Below are 22,813 nucleotides of genomic sequence, written 5' to 3'. Positions count from 1 at the left end.
CGTCGTGTCCGCACCACCCAAGCCGCGCGTCCTCGTCGTCGACGACGACAAGGCCGTCCGCGAGTCGCTGCGCCGCTCGCTGGAGTTCAACGGCTACGACGTGCACCTCGCCGGCGACGGGGCCGAGGCGCTCGCCGGGATCGGCGCGGTCACGCCCGACGTCGTGGTGATGGACGTGATGATGCCGCGCCTCGACGGGCTGGAGACGACGCGCGCGCTGCGCACCGCCGGCAACGACGTGCCGATCATCGTGCTCACCGCCAAGGACGCGGTCGGTGACCGGGTCGAGGGCCTCGACGCCGGTGCCGACGACTACCTGACCAAGCCGTTCGCGCTGCCCGAGCTGCTCGCGCGGCTGCGCGCGCTGCTGCGCCGCGCCGTACCCGCCGACGACGACGCCGAGGAGACGCTGGGCTTCTCCGACCTGAGCATGAACGTCACCACCCGCGAGGTGCGCCGCGCCTCCCGCTCGATCGACCTGACCCGCACCGAGTTCACGCTGCTCGAGCTGTTCCTGCGCCGCCCGCGGCGGGTGCTCGACCGCTCGTTCATCCTCGAGGAGGTCTGGGGCTACGACTTCCCGACCACCGCCAACTCCCTCGAGGTCTACGTCGGCTACCTGCGCCGCAAGACCGAGGCCGAGGGCGAGCCCCGCCTGCTGCACACCGTGCGCGGCGTCGGCTACGTGCTCAAGGAAGCATGAGCGGGCCAGGGCCCGACCGTGGCTGGCACTACCGGAGGTCCCTCGCGAGCAGGGTCACCCTGCTGACCACCGTCGCCGTCGGCCTGACGGTGGCGGTGATGGCCGCCGGCACCTACGCGGTCGCGCGGATGCAGCTGCAGGACCAGCAGGACGCCTCGCTGCTCAAGCGGGCCAGGGTCGCGGCGGAGGGGTCGTCGAGCGCCCAGTACCGGGTGGACCCCGCCTACGTCGGCGCGGCCGACGTCAAGCTGGCGCGGATCGAGGCCGGCACCAGCCAGATCTTCATCAACCAGACCGACCTGCCGCTCGGCGAGACCGAGCTCGCGGTCGCCCGGCGCGACCTCGGGCAGAGCCTCCGCACCGTCGAGATCGACGGCGAGTCGTGGCGCATGGTCACGGTGCAGGCGCCCGACGCCGGCACGGCGACGGTGATCGCGCAGTCGATCGAGGACCAGGAGGAGTTCCTCGCCAAGCTCGGCTGGGTGAGCCTGATGTTCGGGCTCGCGGGGGTGCTCGGCGCCACTGCCGCCGGCTTCGGCGTGGCCCGCAACGGCCTGCGCCCCGTGCGCCGCCTCACCGCCTCGGTCGAGACGATCGCCCGCACCGAGCGGCTCGACCCGCTGCCGGTCGAGGGCGCCGACGAGCTGGCCCGGCTCGCGACGGCGTTCAACGAGATGCTCGCGGCGCTGTCGGCCTCCCGCGACCGCCAACGACGACTGGTCACCGACGCCGGCCACGAGCTGCGCACCCCGCTGACCTCGCTGCGCACCAACGTCGACCTGCTCGTCCAGTCCGACCAGGAGCAGGTGGCGATCGACCCCGGTGCGCGGGCCGAGCTGCTCGACGACATCCGCGCCCAGACCGACGAGCTCACCACGCTGATCGGCGACCTCACCGAGCTCGCCCGCGACGAGCCGCTGGCGCCCGTCGTCGGCGAGGTCGACCTGAGCGAGGTCGTCGACGCCGCGGTCCAGCGCGTACGCCGCCGCGCCGGCGACAAGACGTTCGACATCGACGCCGAGCACTGGCTCGTCGTCGGCGAGGCCCCCGCGCTCGAGCGGGCGGTCACCAACCTCCTCGACAACGCCGCCAAGTGGGGCCCGCCGGGCAGCACCATCACGGTCCGGCTGCGCGCCGCCGACGACATCGGGGTCCTGACGGTCGACGACCGTGGGCCCGGGATCGCCGCGGCCCACCGCGACCGGGTCTTCGACCGGTTCTGGCGGGCCGAGGAGTCGCGCAGCATGCCCGGCTCGGGCCTCGGCCTGTCGATCGTGCGCCAGGTCGTCGACCGCCACGCGGGCTGGGTCCGCGCCGAGGAGGCACCCGGCGGCGGCGCGCGGCTGGTGCTCCAGCTCCCGGGGAGGTCCGGTGCGTAGCGCGACCGCAGCGGTGCTGCTGGCGCTCGGCCTGGGGTCCGGCCTGGTCGCCGGGTGCGGTGGCGACGAGGAGGCGCCGGGCGACCGGCCCGACCTGCCCACCACCCCGCCCGCCCTGTGGAACCCCTGCGACGGGCTCGACCCGGCCGCGGTCGACAGGACCTTTGCGACGGAGCTCACCGCGAGCACCGGCACGCCCGAAGCGCCCGTGTGCTCCTTCGCCCCGGCCACCGAGGGCGACCCCGCGGTCGAGGTCAACTACCAGCTGTACGCCGGCACCCTCGACGACCTGCTCGAGTCGTTCGGCGACGTGGTCGAGGAGGGCCGCACCCAGGTCACCGAGCCCGAGGTCGCCGCGGCCGACGACGCCCGCGTCATCTCCGACGTCAACCACGGCACGCTCGCCGTGACCGGGTTCGTCCGCAACGGACGACTCGTCCAGGTCGTCAACGCGATCGACCCCGCACCGTTCCAGGACGCGCGGCTGCGTCGAGGCGTCGAGGCGCTCCTGGGCGACCTGGCGGCCCGCGCCGACGAGTCCGGCCTCGGCGACGGCATGGACCACCCGCCCACGGACTGACGACGGCTGTCGGCGTCCGGGCTACGCGCGCAGCGCGCGCAGCACCCGGTCGGCCTTGACCGCCGACTCCGCCCACTCCTCGCCGACGTCGGACAGCACGGTGATCCCGCCGCCGGTGCCGAGGCGGTAGGTGCCGTCCCCGGTGGTCGTCAGGCTGCGGATCACCACGCCGAGGTCGGCGCGCCCGTCGGCGGCCACCCAGCCGAACGCGCCGGCGTACGCGCCGCGTGGTGTCGCCTCCACCTCGCCGATCACTCGCATCGTGCGCAGCTTGGGGGCGCCGGTCATCGACCCGGCCGGGAACAGCGCGCGCAGCGCCGCCACCGTCGAGACGTCGTCGCGGAGTCGCCCGCGGACGGTCGAGACCAGCTGGTGCACGGCGGCGTACGACTCGACCGCCATCAGCTCCGGCACCTCGACGCTGCCGACCTGGCACACCTGCGCCAGGTCGTTGCGCAGCAGGTCGACGATCATCAGGTTCTCCGCGCGGAACCGCGGGTCGGTGGCCAGCCGGCGCCGGTGCTCGTCGTCCTCGGCCGGCGTCGCGCCCCGCGGCGTGGTGCCCTTGATCGGCTTGGTCTCGAGGGTGCGGTCGGCCGTGACCAGGGCGTAGCGCTCGGGGCTGGAGCTGAGCAGCCACGCCCGCGCCCCCTCGACGTCGTGCTGCAGGAACCCGGCGTACGGCGCGGGGTTGAGCTCGCGCAGCCGCAGGTACGTCGCCGCCGGGTCGCCCCCGCCGGGCTGCTCGAGGCGGTAGGTGAGGTTGACCTCGTAGGTGTTGCCGGCGTGGAGGTGTTCCTGGACGCGGGCGAAGGCGGTGGCGTAGGCGGGGTCGACGGGGGCGTCGGCGCAGGATTCCCCGGTGCACCGGGGAATCCCGCACTCCGGGGGCAGAACTTCCCCCCCGAACCGAGAGTTCTCCCCCCGAAGCGGGTGGTCGAAGGCGCGGACGTGGGAGGGGCGCATCCAGACGGCGTCCGGCAGCCAGGGGTCGGGGGTGGCGGGGAGGTCGGGGCGGGCGGCGTAGCCGAGGTAGCCGAACCACTGGCCGCGGTCGCCGCCGGCGGCCAGCTCGGCCTCGAGCACGTCGAAGACGTCGTCGCCGACCACCTCGGCGCGGCCGCCCGCCCACCGGGTCACCTCGCGGCGGGCGGCGGAGTAGGTGAGCGACACGTCGTCGGGGTCGAGCCAGCCGACGATGGAACGGCGTCCCGACCACTCCCGCGCGCCGCCGCCGTCGAGCCAGAAGCACCGCGGGTGCCGCGCCGCCACCGACGCGAACACGTCCTCCACCGCGGTCACGGCCCCACCGACCCCAGGAAGTTCGCGACCATGGCGGCCCCGTGCTCCGACAGCACCGACTCGGGGTGGAACTGCACGCCCTCCAGCGGCAGCGTCCGGTGGCGCACCCCCATCACCACGCCGTCAGGCGTGCGGGCCGAGACCTCCAGCACGTCGGGCACGGTCACGGCCGCGAGCGAGTGGTAGCGCACCACCGTGAGGTCCTGGGGCAGACCGGCGAAGACGCCGCGCCCGTCGTGCTCGACGCAGCCGACGGTGCCGTGGGCGGGGGTCACCCGCCCGACCACCCCGCCGTACGCCGTGACCAGGCCCTGCATCCCCAGGCACACCCCCAGCACCGGGCGGGTGCCCGCCCGCAGCACCTCCGAGCCGACGGCGAAGTCGGCGACCACGTCGGGCGCGCCCGGTCCCGGCGACAGCACGACGTGGGAGTGGGCGAGCACGTCCTCGGCGGAGACCTCGTCGTGCTGCACGACCCGCGGCAGCACGCCGGTGACCGAGGCGACGAGGTGGACCAGGTTCCACGTGTAGGAGTCGTGGTGGTCGACCACCACGACGTCCGGGCGTCCCTGGTTCACGAGGAGTCACCGTATCGACCAGCCCCGGGTGCCGCCCGTTCACCGTCGGGCCACACAGCGGCCAGTCGGTCCCGCGAGGTTCGTCACGCTCCTCCCCGTCCACTCGGAAGGCCTCCCGTGACACCCGTGCGCCTGAACGTGCTCGCGCTCCTCGCCCCGCTCCTCGCCGTCCCGGCCCTCGCCGCGACGTCCGCCGCGCCGTCGTACGCCGGGGAGCCGATCGCCCCCAGCCAGGTGCTGATCAGCGAGGTCGCCAACGGCGGCCCCGGCGCCGACTCCAACGCCAACCGCGTCTCGGCGGACAACTTCATGGAGGTCACCAACTACGGCGCCGCCCCGGCCGACATCTCCGGGTGGCGGCTGCTGCGGTGCGGTCAGACCGGCGACGCCTACGGGCCGCAGAAGGTCTTCCCGGCCGGCACCGTCCTCGCCCCCGGCGACACCTACACCGTGGCCGGCCCGACGGCCAACGTCACCAAGATCCCCCGCGACGCGGTCTACGACGAGACCGGCTCCAACCTCCACGACTTCGGCGTGGGCGCCTGGCTGGAGAAGCCCGACTACACCGTGGTCGACCGGGTCGGGTTCTACCACGAGTCGGTCTTCTCCGACTGCGGCCAGGACGACCGGGCGCTCGAGCGCACCCTCGACCACCGCCTCGGCCAGAGCCACCAGCGGGTGGCCGCCACCGGCGACGTCGAGACCGACTGGGTGGTCGCCACCCGCACCCCCGACGCCGCCAACGCCAGCACCGGCGTCGACGACCTCGTCGAGACCGGCATCAAGATCACCGAGGTCGCCAACGGGTCGGCCACCGCCGACGCCGACCAGTACGTCGAGCTCACCAACACCGGCTCGGCGCCGGTCGACGTCACCGGCTGGAAGCTCTACCGGTGCGGCGAGAACGGCACCGCCTACGTGCAGAACGCCGCCCTGCCCGCCGGCTCGGTCGTCGCGCCGGGCGCGTCGTACGTGGTCAGCCACGTCGCCGCCAACGCCTCCATCCCGCGCCAGGCGACCTATCCCTCGGGCATGCACTGGCGCGACTACGGCGCGATGATCGTGCGCCCCGACGACAAGATCGCCGACCGGGTCGGGTTCTACGAGAACCGGGTCAGCATCTGCACCTCCGGTGACCCGGTCACCGCCAACAACGACCAGCTGCAGGCCGAGAGCTACCACCGCGTCGCCGACACCGGCGACAACGCGGCCGACTTCGTGCTGGCCCAGGAGCGCTCGCCCGGCTCCGTGTCGGCGCCCGGCAGCCTGACGCCGCCGGCGGCGTTCGAGCGCGGCCCCGTCCGGATCAGCGAGATCGTGGGCGCCGGAGCAGGCGGCAGTGCCGACGAGCTCGTCGAGATCGGCAACTACGGCACCGAGCCCGTCAGCCTCGCCGGCTGGTCGCTGGTGCGCTGCGAGGGCACCGGCAAGGGCAACGCCGGCACCCAGGTCGCCGACCTGGGCGCCGTCACGCTCGCGCCCGGCGAGGCCTACCTGGCCGTCGACGACAGCGCCCCCGCCGCGCTCAAGGCGATCGCCGACGCGCAGTACGTCACCGGCATGAACGAGACCGACGGCTACGGCGCCTACCTGCGCAGGCCCGACGGCTCGCTGGCCGACGCGGTCGGCGTCTACGAGACCGTCGACTACAGCCCGTGCGTGGCGTTCGGGTCCGAGATCCGCGGGTTCGGCAAGTACGACCGCGGCGAGTCCTACCAGCGCGCCCGCACCACCGGCGACAACGAGGAGGACTTCATGACCACGCCGGGCCGCACGCCCGGCGTCCTCGCCGACGTCGCGTGGGTCGACCCGACCGAGCCGCTCCCGGGCGAGCTCGACCCCGTCTCGCTGCCCGAGGCCACCACCCCCGGCACGCCGGCCCTCGAGCGCCGCACCACCGGCACCGACTACGCCGCCGTCGTCACCACCGACGACGCCGACGGCGGGCAGCTCGACGTCTCGGTGCGCTCGGCGACCGCGGTGCCCACCGACGGCACCCGGCTCTACGTCGGCGCCACCGGCCGCCAGGTCCCCCAGCGGCTGACGATCGTCGGCGAGCGCCGGGTCACCACCGTGCCGGCGCTGACCACCGAGGCGCGCGGGACGGCGTACCCCTTCCAGCGCTACGCCGTCCCGGTCGCGAGCGCCGCCGACCTCGACTTCACCTGGACCGGCACCACCACCGGCCGCAACGACGTGCAGGCCTACGCCTGGGACGGCACCACCTGGGACCTGCTGACCCACGGCACCGCCAGCGCCGACGGCGACCTGGCGCTGGTCGCCCCGGCCACCGCCGCTCACGTCGTCGACGGCGTGCTCAACGTGCTCGTCATCGACGGCCCGCGGGTCGAGGGCGGTGCGGTCGAGGAGATCGGCGTGACCGACCAGCAGTTCCTCGACCCGGCGCAGTACGACTTCATGTTCAACCACATGACCGACACCCAGTTCCTCTCCGAGGGCTTCCGGGAGAGCTACCGCAAGATGGTCAGCTGGACCGTCGCCAACGCCGACGCCCGCAAGATCGCCTACGCCACCAACACCGGCGACATCATCGAGAACTGGATCGGCGGCAACGCCGACGAGGTGCGGGCCCGCAAGGAGTTCGCGGCCGCGAAGAGGATCCAGACGATGCTCAACGACGCCGACGTGCCCAACGGCGTCCTGCCCGGCAACCACGACAACCTGTGGGGCCGCGACAACCGGCTCTACAACGAGTACTTCGGCCCGTCGATGTACGCCGACGAGTCCTGGTGGGGCGACTCGTGGCGGCCGGGCGACAACTCCGCGCACTACGACTTCGTCACCGCCGGCGAGACCGAGTTCCTGATGCTCTCGCTGCCCTACCGCCCCACCCAGGCGCAGATCGACTGGGCGGGCGAGGTCGCGGCGGCGTACCCGCAGCACAACGTGGTCCTGCTGACCCACAGCTACCTCAACACCGCCGGCGACATCGAGAACCGCCTCGGCCGCTACACCGCCCGTGGCGAGGAGCTGTGGACCGACCTGGTCGCGCCCAACGACAACATCTTCCTGGTGCTCGGCGGGCACTACCACGGCGTCGCCACCAAGTACGGCGACCCGGTGACGGGCGAGCAGTCCGACGCGATCGAGCTCAGCAAGGACACCGTCGCGGTGCGCAACGTCGGCGCGGCCGGCCGCACCGTGGTGCAGATGCTCGCCGACTACCAGGGCTACCGCTCCACCCAGCCGCAGCCGCGCGCCGACACCCTCGACCGCGACACCGGCTTCATGCGGCTGCTGCAGATGGACCTCGACGCCGAGCTGATGGCGGTCAACTCCTACTCGCCGCACCTCGGCTCCTACGAGGCCTGGCGCTACGACGAGCCCGGCTTCCGCGGCGACCAGGCGCGCTACACCGCCGGCGACGACGAGTTCGTCGCCAAGATCGACCTGCTCGGCGAGCGGGCGGTCACGACCACGGCGTGGGGCCTGACGACCCGCTCGACCGAGGTCGGCACGGCGACGGTCGCGGCCGGTGCGCCGGCCACGGTGCCGGTGCCGGGCGCCGCCGACGGCGACCTGCTGCACGCGGTGGTGACCGACGCGTCCGGCCACGTCGTGCGCTCCGGGCTGACGACGGTCTCGCTCGCCCCCGAGCCGCAGACGCCGACCACGACGTCGCTCGAGTCGACCCGGACGTCCCAGCGGTACGGCGCCGCCACCGATGACCGGGCCCTGCTGCTGGTCGACGTGACCGGCGGCGCCGGCGAGGTCGAGGTGCGCGCGGGCGACCAGGTGCTGGCCACCGTGCCGGTGACCGACGGCCGGGCGCGCTACCGCCTGCCGGCCACCCTGCCCGTCGGCACCCACCGGCTCACCGCGGTGCTCGTGCCGGAGTCGGAGACGGTCGCCCCGTCGACCTCGGCGCCGGTGACGGTGACCGTGCTCAAGGCGGTGGCCACGACCAGCGCCACGCTGGTCTCGGCCGGCCGCGCCGTGGCGGTCCGCGTGGCCGCACCCGGCGTCGTCCCGACCGGGCGGGTGACGGTGCGGATCACCGGCCCCGGCCGCGACCGGACCGTGACCGGCACGCTGCGCAACGGCACCGCGCGCCTCACCCTGCCGCGCCTGGGCCGCGGTCAGCACCGCCTCGTGGCGTCGTACGCCGGCAGCGCGACGGTCACCGCCGACGCCGCCCCGGCGCTGGTGCTCCGCCGCCGCTGACCACCACCGGTGCGGGCGTCGCGACAGCGGCGCCCGCACCCCCCACGCTGGTCGAGCCCGGGCGAGCGCCAGCGAGCCCGGGTCGAGATCCGGCGAGGTGACCGCCCTGCGGGGGTCTCGACTCGCGGAGACTTCGTCCCCGCGGCTCGACCACCGTCGGTGGTCGGTCGTCGTACGAGGACCACTAGCGTTGACCGCCCGTCGTACGACGGCCCATGACGCTGGTCGAGCCGGGCGAGCGCCAGCGAGCCCGAGTCGAGACCCGGCGAGGTGCGCACCCTGCGGGGGTCCCGACTCGCGGAGACTTCGTCCCCGCGGCTCGACGACCGTCGGCGTCAGTCGTCGAGGAGCAGGTCGCTGACCAGGTCGTGGAGCAGGTCGTAGCCGCGCTCGGTGAGGATCGACTCGGCGTGGAACTGGATGCCGCGGTAGTGCGGGCCCCGCAGGTGGTGCACGTCGCCGGTGGGGCCGTCGGTGTCGACCGTGACCCCCTCGGGCAGCACCTCGCCGTCGCCGACGCGGCCCACGAACGTGTTGTAGAAGCCGACCCGCTCGGTGCGGCCGTCGTAGTCGACCGGTGACTGGGTGCCCTGGAAGACGATGTCCTTGTAGGCCAGCGGGACCCCGAGCCGCTCGCACAGCGCCTGGTGGCCCAGGCACACCGCGAGGAAGGTCTGGCCGCTCTCGAGCAGCTCGTCGACCGCGGCCCGCACCCGCGAGATCTTCAGGTCGTCGGCGTCGCGCGGGTCGCCCGGCCCCGGACCGACGATCACCAGGTCGTGACCGTCGAGGGCGCCGGGCACGTAGTCCTCGTGGCGCACGACCGTCGACGTCAGCCCGAGGACGCCGAGCACGTGGCGCAGCATGTTCACGAAGTCGTCCTCGTTGTCGAGGATCACCACGCTCCGGCCGGCCAGCCGCGGGTCGGGCGTCGCGCCGGCCTGGTCGGTGAGCCAGAACCGGCTCAGCCGCCGGTTGCGGGCGTTGAGGGTGAGCAGCACGTCCTCGTCGTTGACCAGCTCGGCGATGTCGACGTCGGGCACCGGCGCCGGCGGCACCAGCCCGAACGCCGAGAGGATCCCGCCGGCCTTGGCGTGCGTCTCGGCCACCTCGTACGCCGGGTCGGAGTCGCGCACCAGCGTCGCGCCGGCGGTCACGGTGAGCCGTCCGTCGGGCTTGACGTCGGCGGTGCGGATGACGATCGGGCTGTCGACGACCGGCCCGCCCTCGGCGTCGCGGCCGAGGATGGCCAGCGCGGCGCCGTAGTAGCCGCGACCCTCGGTCTCGTACTGCTTGATCAGCCGGCACGCGTTCTCGACGGGGCTGCCGGTCACCGTGGCGGCGTACATCGTGTCGCGCAGGACCTCGCGCGGGTCGCGGTCGGTGCGGCCGGCCAGGAGGTACTCGGTGTGCACCAGGCGGCTCATCGGCTTGAGGAACGGCCCGAGCACCTGCCCGCCCTCGTGGCAGATGTCGCACATCATCTTCAGCTCCTCGTCGACGACCATGAAGAGCTCGTAGATCTCCTTCTCGTCGTGGAGGAAGTCGAGGAGCTGCTGGCGCGCGTCGCCGTCGCCGGGGATCCGGAACGTGCCGGAGATGGGGTTCATCCGGACGTCGCCGCCGTGCACGCTGACGTGCCGCTCGGGGCTGGCGCCGATCAGGTAGCGGTCGCCGGTGAAGAACACGTAGGTCCAGTAGGCGCCGCGCTCACGCTCGAGCAGCCGCCGGAAGACGGTGAGCGCCGTGGCGGCGCCGAAGTCGGCGACGGTGGCGCGGTAGTGCCGGCCCACGACGAGGTTGGCGCCCTCCCCCTGGCCGATCTCGTCCTCGATGATCGAGCCGACGAGCTTGGCGTACTCGTCGTCGTCGGTCTCGAACCCGCCGCGGTCGGCGAACTCGACCGGCACCTCCTCGATCGCCTCGACCACCTCGGCGACCGAGAACTCCCGCTCGGTCTCGATGTCGACGACCACCAGCGGCGTGCCGTCGTCGTGCGCCTCGAACCCGCGCTCGGCCACCTGCCGGAACGGGATCGCGACCAGCCGGTCGGCGATGTGCCCGTCGCTCGGCGCCCCCTCCTCCAGCGGGACGTCGAGGATCGAGGCCACCTCGGTACGCCGCCCCCCGACCAACCCGACCGTGTCCCGCTCCCCGGCCCGCGTGGAGCGCCGGATGATCGCCCACGCCTCGTGCCCCTGGAGCGCGGCGATGGCGTCCCGGGCGGCGAGGGGTTCAGTCATGCGCGCAGCCTAGTTGCGCGTGGTCCTCAGGCTCGCGGTGGTTTCGAGACGGTTGCTAGCGCAACCTCCTCAACCACCGTTGGTGCCAGACGGTGGTCGAGCCGGGCGAGCGCCAGCGAGCCCGAGTCGAGACCCGGCGAGGTGCCCGCCCTGCGGGGGTCTCGACTCGCAGAGACTTCGTCCCCGCGGCTCGACCACCGTCGGTGATCGGCCGTCGTACGACGCCCCCCACGGTGGTCGAGCCGGGCGAGCGCCAGCGAGCCCGAGTCGAGACCCGGCGAGGTGCCCGCCCTGCCGGGCTGTCGATTCGCTCGACCACCGTCGTACGACGCACCGTCGGTGACCCACGCTGGTCGAGGAAGGCCGCGTAGCGGCCTGTCTCGAGACCACCCGGCCGTAAATGGGGCGACGGGACCGGCACCACCGGAGTAACATCGGTCATGGCCCTCTTCCTCGTCCTCGGCGTCGTCGGACTGCTCGTCCTCGCCGTCGCCCTCGTCACGGGTGACCTGCTCGAGGGGGTCCTCGACGGACTGGCCGGCGACTGGTTCTCCACCGAGGTGGTCGGCGCGTTCATCTCCGCGCTCGGGTTCGCCGGCGCGATCGCCGTCCAGGCCGGCGCCTCCGACGGCGTCGCGGTCGGGGTGGGCGTCGGGGCCGGGGTGGTCTTCGGCGCCGGCGCCGCCGCGCTGACCCGGCTCGTCCGGGGCGGCGCCACCGACGACGCCCCAGGGGCCGACGACGTCGTCGGCCGCGACGGCCGGGTGCTCACGGCCGTGCCCGACGCCGGGTTCGGCGCGGTGGAGGTCTGGGTAGGAGGCCACACGTTGCGGTTCAACGCCCGCGCCGACCTGCCGCTCGAACCCGGGACCCGGGTGCACGTCACCGGGGTCCTGTCACCCACCGCCGTCACCGTCTCGCCGACGTGGAGCTCGCTCCCGCCCGGCGGCTGAGCCCTCCCGCACGACCCGCACCACCACCACACCACACCGAAGGAGCCAAACCATGTTCGACTCCGCTCTGGGCCCCGTGATCGGGCTCGTCGTCCTCGTCCTGCTGATCGTGCTGCTGGTCACCAGCCGCTACAAGGTCGCCGGCCCCAACCAGGCCTTCATCATCACCGGGCGCAAGGGCAAGGCCGTGCTCAACCCCGAGACGGGACAGCTGAGCACCGACCTCTCCGGGCAGAAGGTGGTCCTCGGTGGCGGGGTGTTCGTGATCCCGTTCGTGCAGAAGCAGGCGACCCTCGACCTGTCGAGCCGCCGGATCTCGGTGCAGATCCGGGGGGCCGTCTCCGGCCAGGGCATCAAGCTCAACGTCGAGGGCGTCGCCATCGTCAAGGTCGGTGGCAACGCCGACCAGATCCGGCTGGCCGCCCAGCGCTTCCTCAGCCAGCAGCAGGACGTCGAGGCGTTCACCCAGGAGGTGCTCGCCGGCGCGCTGCGCTCGATCGTCGGCGGGCTGACGGTCGAGCAGATCATCCGCGACCGGGCGGCGTTCGCCCAGCGGGTGGCCGACGAGTCCGAGAACTCCCTCACCGGCCAGGGGCTGATCCTCGACACCTTCCAGATCCAGGACGTCACCGACGACGGCAGCTACCTCGCCGACCTCGGCCGCCCCGAGGCGGCCCGGGTCAGCCAGACCGCGCGGATCGCCGAGGCCAACGCGCGCCAGGCCGCCGAGCAGGCCCAGATCGCCGCCGAGCAGGAGATCGCGGTCGCCCAGCGGACGTTGGCGCTCAAGCAGGCCGAGATCAAGGCCGAGACCGACGCGGCGTCGGCGCAGGCCGCGGCGTCCGGCCCGCTGGCCCAGGCCGACCGCGACCAGGCGATCCTCACCGAGCAGGAGAAGGTCGCGGTGCGCCAGGCCTCCCTCACCGAGCGCCAGCTCGAGACCGAGGTCCGCAAGCCCGCCGACGCGGCGCGCTACAAGCTCGAGCAGGAGGCCGAGGCCAACCGCAACGCCGAGATCGCGGGCGCCGAGGCCCGCAAGGCCGCGACGATCGCGGCCGCCCAGGCCAAGGCGGAGGAGGCGCGGCTCAGCGGTGAGGCCGAGAAATCCCGGCGTACGGCGCTCGCCGAGGCCGAGGCGATCGAGGGTGCCCGCCGCGGTGAGGCCGAGAAGGCCCGCCGCGTCGCCGAGGCCGACGCCACCCGGGCCGAGGGCGAGGCGCAGGCCGCCTCGACGCTGGCGATCGGTCAGGCCGAGGCCGAGGCGATGGAGAAGCGGGCCGAGGCGTTCGCGAGCTACAACGACGCCGCGGTGCTGCAGATGCTGATCGAGGTCCTGCCGCAGGTCGCCCGCGAGGTGGCGGCCCCGATGGCCGCGATCGACCAGCTGACCGTCGTCTCCACCGACGGCGCCGGCGCGCTGCCGCGTCAGGTCACCGACAACGTCGTCCAGACGCTGTCGATGCTCAAGACCACGACCGGCCTCGACCTCGACGAGCTGATCAAGCGGGGCGTGGAGGGCACGGCCGCCAAGCTCGCGCCGTCCGACGGCGCGGCTGTGAAGTAGGGACCGCGCACGGGCGTGGTCTCGAGACAGGCGCTAGCGCGCCTTCCTCGACCACCGTCTGTCGACCGACGGTGGTCGAGGAGGTCGGCCACGACCGTCTCGAGACCACGCGGCCGGAGGTGTCAGCTGACCGTCGTCAGCAGCTGGGTGGCGCGGGTGAGGACGACGTAGAGGGTGGAGCGGCCGGTGGCCGACTCGTCCTCGATCTCCTGGGGACGGACCACCACGATGGCGTCGAACTCCAGGCCCTTGGTGTCGAGGCCGGTGAGGACGACGACGCGGTCCTCGCCGGACGGTGAGACCGAGGAGTCGATGGCGGCGCGGGCGCTGGGTGCGTCGGCGGCCAGCTCGGACCACGACGCCAGCCAGGCGTTGACCTCCGAGCGGCGCGCGACCGGGACGACGATCCCCACCGTGCCGCCGACCTGCTCGGCCACGGCCGCCACCTCGGCGCGCACCCCGGCCTCGAGGTCGGTCACCGGGCCGACGACCTTCGGCTCGACGCCCGTGGAGCGGACGGCGGTGGGGAGGTCGGCATCGAGGCCGACCCGCTCGGCGTACGCCGCGGCGAAGGCGTAGATCTCCGCCGAGTTGCGGTAGTTGGTCGAGAGGTGGAAGGCGTGCTGGGCCTTGCCGGCCAACGCCTCGGCGCGGGCGGCGGCGGACTCGGCCGGGACCGGCCACGACGACTGCGCCGGGTCGCCGACGATCGTCCACGAGGCGGTGCGGCCGCGGCGGCCGACCATCCGCCACTGCATCGGCGTGAGGTCCTGGGCCTCGTCGATGAGCACGTGGGCGTAGCCGTCGTCCTCGATCGAGTGGGTGGGCGGCGCCCAGGCGCGGCCGGTCGGGGCGTACTCGCGGTCGGACGCCGTGATCAGCTCCTGGATGTTGACCGCGCCCTCGATGACCGCGTGCGGGTCGTCGCGCTCGTCGTCGGTGCGGGCCGGTACGTCGCCCAGGGCGTAGCGCAGCTCGTCGAGCAGCGGCACGTCCTCGACGGCCAGGTCGTTGGCGCCGCCGGTCCACGACTTGAGCAGCAGCCGCTGCTCCTCGGCGGTCACGACGTCGTCGCCGACCCGGGTCAGCAGCTCGGGGTCGCGCAGCCACGCCAGCACGTCGGGCGCCGTGAGCGGCGGCCACCAGCCGGCCACGAAGTCGAGGAACCCGTCGTCGCCGAGCAGGTCGTCGTCGAACGCCTCGCGACCGCGCTCGCGACCGCGCTCGCTGCGCACCTGGCGCCACAGGGCGTCGAGCAGCGCCCGACCCACCCGTGGCAGCTGCTGGTTGCGGCGTCCCTGCGACATCAGCTGACGGCGCAGCCGGCCGAGCACGCCGCGGTCGAGCACGAGGGTGTTGTCGTACCAGTACTTGCGGAAGCCCTGCGGGCTGCCGGGCGCCTGCTGCCGCGCCGTACGACGCATCAGCTCGGCCATCCGCGCCGAGCCCTTGACGTCGGCGACCGCCGGCTCGTCGTGGCGGGTCGCGCGGACGCCGTCGACCACCTCGCCGAGCGAGCGCAGGGCGACGGCGGTCTCGCCCAGGGAGGGCAGCACCCGCTCGATGTAGCGCATGAAGACCCCGCTGGGCCCGACGACGAGCACGCCGCCGGACTCGTAGCGACGCCGCTCGGTGTAGAGCAGGTAGGCCGCGCGGTGCAGCGCCACGACCGTCTTGCCGACGCCGGGACCGCCGCTGATCGAGGTGACGCCCTTGCTGGGCGCACGGATCGCCTTGTCCTGCTCGGCCTGGATGGTGGCCACGATCGAGTGCATCGTGCGGTCGCGCGCCCGGGACAGCTGGGCCATCAGGGCGCCCTCGCCGAGGATCGGCAGGTCGTCGGTGTTGCCCTCGGCGTCGAGCAGCTCGTCCTCGACGCTGACCACGGCGGTGCCCTGCGAGCGCAGCACGCGGCGGCGTACGACGGACTGCGGCTCGGCCGCCGTCGCCTGGTAGAACACCGCGGCCGCGGGGGCGCGCCAGTCGATCAGCAGGGAGTCACGGTTCTCGTCGCGCAGGCCGATGCGGCCGACGTAGCGGGGTTCGCGGTCGAGCTCGGGCCGCAGGTCGAGCCGACCGAAGACGAGACCCTCGTGGGCGGCGTCGAGCTGGGCGAGGCGCTTGGCGGCCTGGAAGACCATGGCGTCGCGCTCGACGAGGCCACCCTCGTGCCCGAGGCGGCCGCGGTCGTGGCCCTCGCGGGCGAGCTGCTCGGCTGCCCGCCCGGCGTCCTCGAGCTGCCGGTGCACCCGGTCGACGAACGCCTGCTCGCGCTCGATCTCCTGCTCGACGAGCTCTTCTGTCACGCGCGTTCCCTCACTGCCCTCACTGCCCCGTTGAACGGCAGTCGTCCAGTCTACAAAGGGATCGGACCGGAGGGTGATTCCCTGCCGATCAGGCGCGGTTCACCTCTTCCGGCCCAGGAACGCCGCCATCGCCTCGCGGGCGGCGTCGGAGCCGAACAGCCGGGCGGAGAGCTCGGCCATCTCCTCGGCACGGGCGTCGATGCGGTCGAGCAGGTCGCGGGCGAGCAGCGCCTTGGTCTCGCGCAGGCCCTGGGGCGCGCCGGTCGCGAGCTCGGCGCACAGCTCGGCGGCGGCGGCGTCGAGGTCGGCCGCCGGCACGGCGCGGGTGACCAGCCCCATCGGCACCGCCTCGGCGCCGGAGAAGACCGCCCCGCTCAGGCACGTGTACGCCGCGGCCCGCGACGTCAGCCGCGGCAGCACGGTCAGCGAGATCACCGCGGGGGCGAGGCCCAGCTTGACCTCGGTGAGCGCGAACGTCGCCTCCTCGGCGGCGAGCACGATGTCGCACGCCGCGACGATCCCGATGCCGCCGGCCCGCACCGGCCCGCGGACCACGGCCACCACCGGCTTGGACATGGCCACGACGGTGCGCTGGAGCCCCACGATCGCCTGGGTGCCCACCGACATCCCGTCGGCCGAGGCCTCCGACAGGTCGGCTCCGGAGCAGAAGACCCGGTCGGCGGAGGTGACGACCACGACGCGCACGTCGGGGTCGGCCTCGACCCGCTCGAGGCGGTCGGCCAGCTCGGTGACCAGCTGGCGCGAGAGCGCGTTGCGGTTGTGCGGTGAGTCGAGGGTGATGGTGGCGACCGGGCCCGCCACGGAGAGGTGGACGAGCTCGGCTGGGGGTGTGACGTCGGCCATGTCCCGATCCTGCCGCACCCGATCCGCCATCCGCCGGGCGTCCCGCGACGAACACCACCCATGGCACCGAGACCTCTGCACGCGATCGGCCGGTTCGTCCGGTTCGCCTGGCTCCACGCCCTCTTCGGGGTGCTCGCGACCCTGGTCGGCATGGCGGTGGGCCACCTGGTGGCCTCGCTGCTCAACCCCGACTCCTCCCCCGTGCTCGCCGTGGGCTCGGCGATCATCGAGCTCACCCCGCAACCGGTCTCGAGCTGGGCGATCAAGGAGTTCGGCAACGCCGACAAGCCGATCCTGATCGGGTCGGTGTTCGCCGGCGTCCTGGTCCTGGCCGCCGTCGCCGGCGTGATCGCCCGGCGCGTCTTCGCCGTCGGTGCGGCGATCCTGGTCGCGCTGGTCGTCGTCGCCGCCCTCGCGGTGCTGACCCGCCCCGCCGTCGAGGACCTCGACGTCGTGCCCAGCATCGTCACCGCGCTCGCTGCGGTGGCCGCGCTGTGGTGGCTCCACCGCACGGCACTGGGGCTGCCCCTGAACCCCCGCGCCAGGTCGACCGTCGAGGTCGCCAAGGCCGAGGGTGCGGCCACCTCCGACGACGACACGGTGGTCATCGCCCCCGGCGGCGCGACCGCCGTCGGTCACGCCCAGCCCCGGCCCACCCGCCGCGGTGTGCTCGTCGTCTCCGGCGTCCTGACCGCCACCGCGGTCGCGTTCGGCGGCGCCGGCCGCTGGATCACCGGCTTCCGCGCCCGGGCCGAGGACATCACGCTCCCCGCACCGGCCGCCGGCGAGGCCGCCGCCGCCCTGCCCGCCGACCTCAGCAAGGACATCAAGGGGATGACCCCGCTGCGGGTGTCCAACGCCGACTTCTACCGGGTCGACACCCGCCTCGACACCCCCGTCGTGTCCTCCGACGACTGGACGCTCACCATCGACGGCGACGTCGAGAACGCCTTCGAGATCACCTTCGACGAGCTCCTCGAGATGCCGATGGTCGAGCGCGACATCACCCTGACCTGCGTCTCCAACAGTGTCGGCGGCAAATACGTCGGCGGCGCGCGCTGGCTCGGCGTACCCCTCAAGACGCTCATCGACCGGGCCAATCCCGGCGGCGACGTCGACCAGATGCTGGCGACCGACTTCGACGGCATGACGATCAGCACGCCGTACGACCTGCTCACCGACGGCCGCGAGGCGCTGCTGTGCGTCGGGATGAACGGCGAGCAGCTGCCCCGCGAGCACGGGTTCCCCGTGCGGGTGGTGATCCCCGGCCTCTACGGGTTCATCAGCGCCACCAAGTGGGTCACCAAGCTGACCTTCACCACCTACGCCGAGCGTGAGGCCTACTGGACCGAGCGCAAGTGGGACACCAAGGCGCCGATCAAGCCGTCGGCACGCATCGACACGCCGCGCTCCTCGGCCCCGATCAAGCTCGACGACCTCGTCATCGGCGGGGTGGCGTGGGCCCAGAACGACAAGGGCGTCGCCAAGGTCCAGGTGAGCATCGACGGCGGGCAGTGGACCGACGCCAAGACCGGCCCGTCGGTCAACAACGTCTACTGGCGCCAGTGGTACGTCGAGCCGCCCCAGCTCGAGCCCGGCTCCCACAACGTCTCCGCGCGGGTCGTCGACGGCGACGGCGACGTCCAGACCGACGTCCGCGCCAACCCCTTCCCCGGGGGCTCCAGCGGCATCCACACGCTGCTGTTCACCGTGGAGTGACGCGGACCACTCCCACCGCGGCGATCCGCACCCATCCGCACCCATCCGCAGGTCCCGCAGCACCGAACACCACATGTCAGACCCACTACCGGAAGGCACCACCTCCATGAAGCTCCAGACCATCCGCCGCGGCACCGCCGCCGCCGCGGTCCTGACCCTGTCCCTCACGCTCGCCGCCTGCGGCGAGGAGGACGAGCCCAGCAACAGCAGCGGTGGCGACAGCAGCGCCTCGGCCGACACCGAGGAGTCGGCTCCGGCTCCCGAGGACTCCGAGATGCCCACCGAGGACGCGGCGATGACCGAGCCCTTCGGCCCCGCCTGCGGCGACCTGCCCCAGGGCACCGAGCCGGGCTCGCTGGACGCCATGGTCTCCGACCCGGTCGGCACCGCGGCCAGCACCAACCCGCTGCTCACCACCCTGGTCAGCGCCGTCGGCGCCGTCCCCGGCCTGGTCGACACCCTGAACGACGAGTCGGCCACCTACACGGTCTTCGCGCCGGCCAACCCGGCCTTCGACAAGATCCCGCCGGCCGACCTGCAGGGCCTGATCGACGGCGCTGCCGAGGCCAACAGCCCCCTCGCCACGGTGCTCACCCACCACGTGCTGGCCGAGCGCATCGAGCCCGACGCCATCACCGGCACCGAGCTGATGCCGCTGGCCGGCGACCCGCTCACCGTGACCGGCGACCCCGCCGGTGACCCCGACAACGTCGTCGTCACCGACGGCGTCGCCGAGGCCAAGGTGCTGTGCGGTGGCATCCAGACCGCCAACGCCACCGTCTACGTCATCGACACGGTGCTCACGCAGCCGCTCGGCTGACGCAGGGCCCCGTAGACCGACGTTGCACACGCACGGCAAGATCAGCGCATGACCAGGCTGACGCCCGAGCCCGCCGGCACCCCACGTGGGGTGCCGGCGGCCACGGCCGACGTGCTGGCCGACCTGCTCCGGCGCTCCGCCAGGGGTGACCAGCAGGCCTTCGCCGAGCTGTACGACGCCACCTCCTCGCGGGTCTACGGGCTCGCGGTCCGGGTCGTCCGCGACCCGGCCCAGGCCGAGGAGGTCACCCAGGAGGCGTTCCTGGAGGTCTGGAAGACCTCCAGCCGCTTCGACCAGGAGCGCGGCAGCGCGCTCTCGTGGCTGATGACCATCTGCCACCGCAAGGCGGTCGACCGGGTCCGGTCGGCCGAGGCATCCACCCGGCGCGACACGACGTACCACCAGCAGAGCGCCACGATCGACCACGACGTCACCGCCGACGCCGCCCAGGCCTCCATGGAGGCCCAGCGCGTGCGCGGCGCGCTGAAGGGGCTCACCGACGTCCAGCGCGAGGCCATCGAGCTCGCCTACTTCGGTGGTTACACCCACACCGAGGTGGCCGGCATCCTCGACCTCCCCGTCGGCACCGCCAAGACCCGCATCCGAGACGGCCTGATCCGCCTACGCGACAAGATAGGAGTGCAGACATGAGCATGGACATCCACGCACTGTCTGGCGCGTACGCCGTCGACGCCGTCGACGAGTTCGAGCGGGCCCAGTTCGAGCGCCACCTGGCCGGCTGCGACTCCTGCCGCGCCGAGGTCGACTCGTTGCGCGCCACCGCCGGACTGCTCACCGAGACCACCAGCCAGGCACCCCCGGCCCACCTGCGCGAGTCGGTGCTCGCCGGCATCGCCGCCGTGCGTCCCCTGCCGCCGGTCGTGGTCGCCGCAGCCGAGCGGGGGCGGTCGACGCGTCGCCGATTTCCGGCTCTGGTCGCGGCAGCTGTGGCACTGATCGCAGTTGGCGTGGCCGGTTCCACCGTCTGGCACGAGGGCAACGACGACCCCGCGGCCGACTACGCCATCCCGGCCCCGGCCGAGCGCGTCCTCGAGGCGCCCGACGCCGAGACGTACGCCGCCTCGCTCGACGACGGCGCCCGCCTGGAGGTCGTGCACTCGGCCGACCTCGACAGCGCGGTACTGCGTGCCGACGGGCTGCCGGCCCTGCCCGAGGGGCAGGTCTACCAGCTCTGGCTCGACCTGGAGGGTCACATGACCCCGGCCGGGTTCCTCGACGACCCCGACGTGCCCACGGTCCTGCACGGCGACGCCGCGTCGGCCACCACCGCCAACATCACCATCGAGGACGCCGACGGCGCCGAGCAGCCCGACCTCGACAACTTCGTCGGCGCCGTCGAGCTGGCCTGACGCCGACGGCCACGGGCCGCCACCGGCAGCCCGCGAGCGGGGGACGTCCGGCCCGAGCCGGCGTCCTCCCTCGGCCCGGGTGCGCTCCCGGGCTCCGGGACAGCGGGTGGCCCGCGACGTCCGCACGGGTGCGGCGAGCGGGACTCCCTCCCGTGGCGACTCTCCCCAGTGCCGCCGGCGAGCAGCCTAGGGAATCGGGTCGGTCGACCGCCACCGCCCGGCCGGGCTGGTCCGATGTGACTAGTCGGCGTCCCCCGGCGCTGGGGTGGCCCGACCGTCCTACCCTGGCCTGGTGAGTGACGAGGACCGCCTGGGCGACGAGCTCCTCCGACTCGCGTCGGCCGACAACTTCCGTGATGTCACGGGTCCCGGCTACGAGACCGCCGACGGCGTACGGCTGCGATCTGGGGTGTTCTGGCGCTCCAACGAGCTGCAGCTGCTCGGCGAGGACGCCGCCACGCTGTCCTCGCTCGGCATCAGCGCGATCTTCGACCTGCGCAGCGGCCACGAGGTGGAGGCGCACCCCGACGTCGAGGTGCCCGGTGCCACCTGGCAGCACGTCGAGGTCGTCGGCATCCCGCCCGGCGCGGGCGCCGAGCTGCCGGATGCGGCGGCGGCGTACGAGACGATGCTCTCGATCTACCGCCGGTTCGTCACCGACGTCCGGGCGCGCCGGTCCTTCGGGACGCTGCTCGCCTCGATGGCCAGCTCGACGACCCCGCAGCTGTTCCACTGCACCGCCGGCAAGGACCGCACCGGCTGGGCCGCAGCGCTCGTGCTGCGGGTCGCGGGCGTGCCCGACGACGTCGTCGCGGCCGACTACCTGCTCACCAACGAGCGATCGGCCGGCACGCGGGAGAAGTACCTGGGCCTGGTGGCCGCCCACCTCGGCCCCGACAAGGTCCCGACGTTCGAGCCGACCATGGTCGCCGACCTCGCCTACCTGCGCGCCGCCGACGAGCAGGCCGTGGCGTCGTACGGCTCGATCGAGGGCTACCTGCGGCACGGCCTCGGGCTGGGCGACGACCTGCTCGCCGCGCTCCGCGCCCGGTTGGTCACCCCGCCGCCGGGATAGCTCGACTCCTGGTCGACCTCCAGGACGCCCTCGAGGTCGACCAGGAGTCGAGCTATCCCCGGGGGTCGGGTTCGGGGGTGGGTTCGGGGGTGGGTTCGGGGGTGGGTTCGGGCTCTGGTTCCGGCTCGGGGGCGGCGGCGGTCTTCGAGCCGGGCTCGAGGACGATCTCGTGGGTGCCGCCGTCGCGGCCGTCGAAGCGGACCACGACGGTCTCGAAGCCCTTGTGCCGCTGCATCTGGGCGTACATCGCGTAGGCGCGGCGGTCGGCCTCGGTGAGGTCGACGGCGTCGGTGAACGGCGTCAGCAGCGCGCGCGGCCACAGCCGGCGCGCGAGGACGACGTTGACCTCGATGCCGAGGATCGCCATCACCGAGGCGATGTAGATCAGGCCGACCAGCCCCAGGACGAAGGCGAAGGTCTGGTTGAGCGAGGACGCCCCGGTGATCACCTTGGTGACGTAGACCGTGCCGAGCCACTGCAGCACCTGCCAGGACACCGCCACCGTCAGGGCCCCCGGGATCGCGGTGCGCACCCCGTGGCTGCGGGCGGCGGCGACGCGGAACAGGATGGTGAGCACCGCGCCGACGACGATCACCGTGCCGATCTGGACGAGCCAGCCCAGCGTGGAGTCCATCCGGTCGCCGAACGCCTCGGTGTTGCGCCCGACGGCCGAGAAGATCGAGATGCCCACGACGCCGATGCCGGCGAAGATGAGCAGGACCAGGCTGCGCACGCGCGCGAACACGGGGTTGGGCCGGCTGTTGCGCGGGACGGCCCAGACGACCGCCATCAGGTTCTGGATGGCCTGGCCGAGGCCGACGGCGCCGTACAGCGCGGCCAGCCCGCCGACGATCACGGCGCTGGTCGAGCCCTGCAGGCCCTGCGGCCGGCCGAGCTCGTCGCCGACGATCGGGAAGGTCCGCAGGGCCGAGTCGAGCACCTGCTCCTGGAGCTCTGGGTTGCCCTGCAGCAGGAAGCCCAGGATCGAGGAGGCGAGCAGCAGCAGCGGGAAGATCGCGACGAAGGCGTAGTAGGTCACCGCCGCCGCGAGCACGTTGCCCTGGTCGTCGAAGAACTTGTAGACCACCGCGATCGGGAAGCCGAGCACGGTGTGGCGACGCTGGGCGCGGTCAACCCCGCCGACGGCACCCATGCTGTGAGGCTACCGATCA

17 protein-coding genes are annotated in these 22,813 nt (G+C 73.4%); 11 read left to right on the top strand and 6 right to left on the bottom strand.

The annotated features are described in order from the left end of the window. Positions 1-4: 4 nt before the first annotated feature. From AC4MBH_RS17210 to AC4MBH_RS17200, 3 genes are read left to right on the top strand one after another with little or no spacing between them, the layout of a single operon-like run. Positions 5-703: a response regulator transcription factor gene (locus AC4MBH_RS17210; RefSeq protein WP_491796338.1), complete on the top strand. Its 699-nt coding sequence runs from the start codon at positions 5-7 to the stop codon at positions 701-703. Beyond that, complete coding sequence (locus tag AC4MBH_RS17205; protein ID WP_491796336.1) at positions 700-2,082, top strand: HAMP domain-containing sensor histidine kinase; 1,383 nt, start codon at positions 700-702, stop codon at positions 2,080-2,082. The genes AC4MBH_RS17210 and AC4MBH_RS17205 overlap by 4 nt, the downstream gene beginning before the upstream one ends. Next, the gene (locus AC4MBH_RS17200; protein ID WP_491796334.1) at positions 2,075-2,662 is read left to right on the top strand and encodes a hypothetical protein; all 588 of its coding nucleotides are present in this window, start codon (positions 2,075-2,077) and stop codon (positions 2,660-2,662) included. Before AC4MBH_RS17205 ends, AC4MBH_RS17200 begins: the two co-directional genes overlap by 8 nt. A 21-nt stretch (positions 2,663-2,683) precedes the next feature. Here AC4MBH_RS17200 and AC4MBH_RS17195 read toward each other — a convergent pair whose 3' ends face one another. Continuing rightward, the gene (locus tag AC4MBH_RS17195) at positions 2,684-3,964 is read right to left on the bottom strand and encodes an anthranilate synthase component I family protein (RefSeq protein WP_491796332.1); all 1,281 of its coding nucleotides are present in this window, start codon (positions 3,962-3,964) and stop codon (positions 2,684-2,686) included. After that, entirely contained in the window at positions 3,961-4,542 is a 582-nt protein-coding gene (locus AC4MBH_RS17190; RefSeq protein WP_491796330.1) for an anthranilate synthase component II, read from the bottom strand. The genes AC4MBH_RS17195 and AC4MBH_RS17190 overlap by 4 nt, the downstream gene beginning before the upstream one ends. Before the next feature lie 126 nt (positions 4,543-4,668). Here AC4MBH_RS17190 and AC4MBH_RS17185 point away from each other — a divergent pair, with 126 nt between their 5' ends. Then, positions 4,669-8,727, top strand: a complete 4,059-nt coding sequence (locus AC4MBH_RS17185; protein ID WP_491796328.1) for a lamin tail domain-containing metallophosphoesterase family protein — start codon at positions 4,669-4,671, stop codon at positions 8,725-8,727. Between the two features lie 335 nt (positions 8,728-9,062). Here AC4MBH_RS17185 and AC4MBH_RS17180 read toward each other — a convergent pair whose 3' ends face one another. Then, on the bottom strand, positions 9,063-10,970 hold the full coding sequence (locus tag AC4MBH_RS17180; RefSeq protein WP_491796326.1) for a chorismate-binding protein: 1,908 nt from the start codon (positions 10,968-10,970) through the stop codon (positions 9,063-9,065). Between the two features lie 440 nt (positions 10,971-11,410). Here AC4MBH_RS17180 and AC4MBH_RS17175 point away from each other — a divergent pair, with 440 nt between their 5' ends. Together AC4MBH_RS17175 and AC4MBH_RS17170 are read left to right on the top strand one after the other, a co-directional pair. Continuing rightward, a complete protein-coding gene (locus AC4MBH_RS17175; protein WP_491796324.1) occupies positions 11,411-11,923 on the top strand; it encodes an NfeD C-terminal domain-containing protein in 513 nt (170 codons plus the stop codon). 52 nt (positions 11,924-11,975) lie between these two features. Then, positions 11,976-13,487 (top strand): flotillin family protein, encoded by a 1,512-nt coding sequence (locus AC4MBH_RS17170; RefSeq protein ID WP_491796323.1) that lies wholly within the window; start codon positions 11,976-11,978, stop codon positions 13,485-13,487. A 122-nt stretch (positions 13,488-13,609) separates the two neighbouring features. On the opposite strand, the gene AC4MBH_RS17165 is transcribed toward AC4MBH_RS17170, so the two are convergent. Continuing rightward, positions 13,610-15,793, bottom strand: coding sequence for a HelD family protein (locus AC4MBH_RS17165; RefSeq protein WP_491796321.1), 2,184 nt, complete (start codon positions 15,791-15,793; stop codon positions 13,610-13,612). Between the two features lie 99 nt (positions 15,794-15,892). After that, the gene (locus AC4MBH_RS17160) at positions 15,893-16,657 is read right to left on the bottom strand and encodes an enoyl-CoA hydratase family protein (RefSeq protein ID WP_491796319.1); all 765 of its coding nucleotides are present in this window, start codon (positions 16,655-16,657) and stop codon (positions 15,893-15,895) included. A 60-nt stretch (positions 16,658-16,717) separates the two neighbouring features. On the opposite strand from AC4MBH_RS17160, the gene AC4MBH_RS17155 reads away from it, so the two are divergent. The 5 genes from AC4MBH_RS17155 (at position 16,718) to AC4MBH_RS17135 (ending at position 21,641) form a co-directional block, all read left to right on the top strand. Continuing rightward, complete coding sequence (locus AC4MBH_RS17155; RefSeq protein WP_491796317.1) at positions 16,718-18,376, top strand: molybdopterin-dependent oxidoreductase; 1,659 nt, start codon at positions 16,718-16,720, stop codon at positions 18,374-18,376. Between the two features lie 106 nt (positions 18,377-18,482). Further along, positions 18,483-19,196: a fasciclin domain-containing protein gene (locus AC4MBH_RS17150; protein ID WP_491796315.1), complete on the top strand. Its 714-nt coding sequence runs from the start codon at positions 18,483-18,485 to the stop codon at positions 19,194-19,196. A gap of 48 nt (positions 19,197-19,244) precedes the next feature. Beyond that, positions 19,245-19,847, top strand: coding sequence for an ECF RNA polymerase sigma factor SigK (sigK, locus tag AC4MBH_RS17145; protein ID WP_491796313.1), 603 nt, complete (start codon positions 19,245-19,247; stop codon positions 19,845-19,847). Beyond that, complete coding sequence (locus tag AC4MBH_RS17140; protein WP_491796311.1) at positions 19,844-20,566, top strand: anti-sigma factor; 723 nt, start codon at positions 19,844-19,846, stop codon at positions 20,564-20,566. Before sigK ends, AC4MBH_RS17140 begins: the two co-directional genes overlap by 4 nt. A gap of 292 nt (positions 20,567-20,858) precedes the next feature. After that, positions 20,859-21,641, top strand: coding sequence for a tyrosine-protein phosphatase (locus AC4MBH_RS17135; RefSeq protein ID WP_491796310.1), 783 nt, complete (start codon positions 20,859-20,861; stop codon positions 21,639-21,641). A gap of 52 nt (positions 21,642-21,693) precedes the next feature. On the opposite strand, the gene AC4MBH_RS17130 is transcribed toward AC4MBH_RS17135, so the two are convergent. Continuing rightward, the gene (locus AC4MBH_RS17130) at positions 21,694-22,794 is read right to left on the bottom strand and encodes a YihY/virulence factor BrkB family protein (protein ID WP_491796308.1); all 1,101 of its coding nucleotides are present in this window, start codon (positions 22,792-22,794) and stop codon (positions 21,694-21,696) included. Between the last annotated feature and the right edge of the window lie 19 nt (positions 22,795-22,813).

The sequence above is a fragment of the Nocardioides sp. WJ219 genome, assembly GCF_058559815.1.
The sequence above is the reverse complement of the archived record's forward strand: the minus strand, read 5'-3'. Positions and strand labels throughout refer to the sequence as shown.

Bases quoted from the DNA above. Each gene is read 5' to 3' on its own strand.
- AC4MBH_RS17205 (WP_491796336.1), top strand. From the start codon at position 700: ATGAGCGGGCCAGGGCCCGACCGTGGCTGGCACTACCGGAGGTCCCTC.
- AC4MBH_RS17180 (WP_491796326.1), bottom strand. From the start codon at position 10,970: ATGACTGAACCCCTCGCCGCCCGGGACGCCATCGCCGCGCTCCAGGGG.
- AC4MBH_RS17175 (WP_491796324.1), top strand. From the start codon at position 11,411: ATGGCCCTCTTCCTCGTCCTCGGCGTCGTCGGACTGCTCGTCCTCGCC.
- AC4MBH_RS17170 (WP_491796323.1), top strand. From the start codon at position 11,976: ATGTTCGACTCCGCTCTGGGCCCCGTGATCGGGCTCGTCGTCCTCGTC.
- AC4MBH_RS17160 (WP_491796319.1), bottom strand. From the start codon at position 16,657: ATGGCCGACGTCACACCCCCAGCCGAGCTCGTCCACCTCTCCGTGGCG.
- AC4MBH_RS17155 (WP_491796317.1), top strand. From the start codon at position 16,718: ATGGCACCGAGACCTCTGCACGCGATCGGCCGGTTCGTCCGGTTCGCC.
- AC4MBH_RS17150 (WP_491796315.1), top strand. From the start codon at position 18,483: ATGAAGCTCCAGACCATCCGCCGCGGCACCGCCGCCGCCGCGGTCCTG.
- sigK (WP_491796313.1), top strand. From the start codon at position 19,245: ATGACCAGGCTGACGCCCGAGCCCGCCGGCACCCCACGTGGGGTGCCG.
- AC4MBH_RS17140 (WP_491796311.1), top strand. From the start codon at position 19,844: ATGAGCATGGACATCCACGCACTGTCTGGCGCGTACGCCGTCGACGCC.
- AC4MBH_RS17130 (WP_491796308.1), bottom strand. From the start codon at position 22,794: ATGGGTGCCGTCGGCGGGGTTGACCGCGCCCAGCGTCGCCACACCGTG.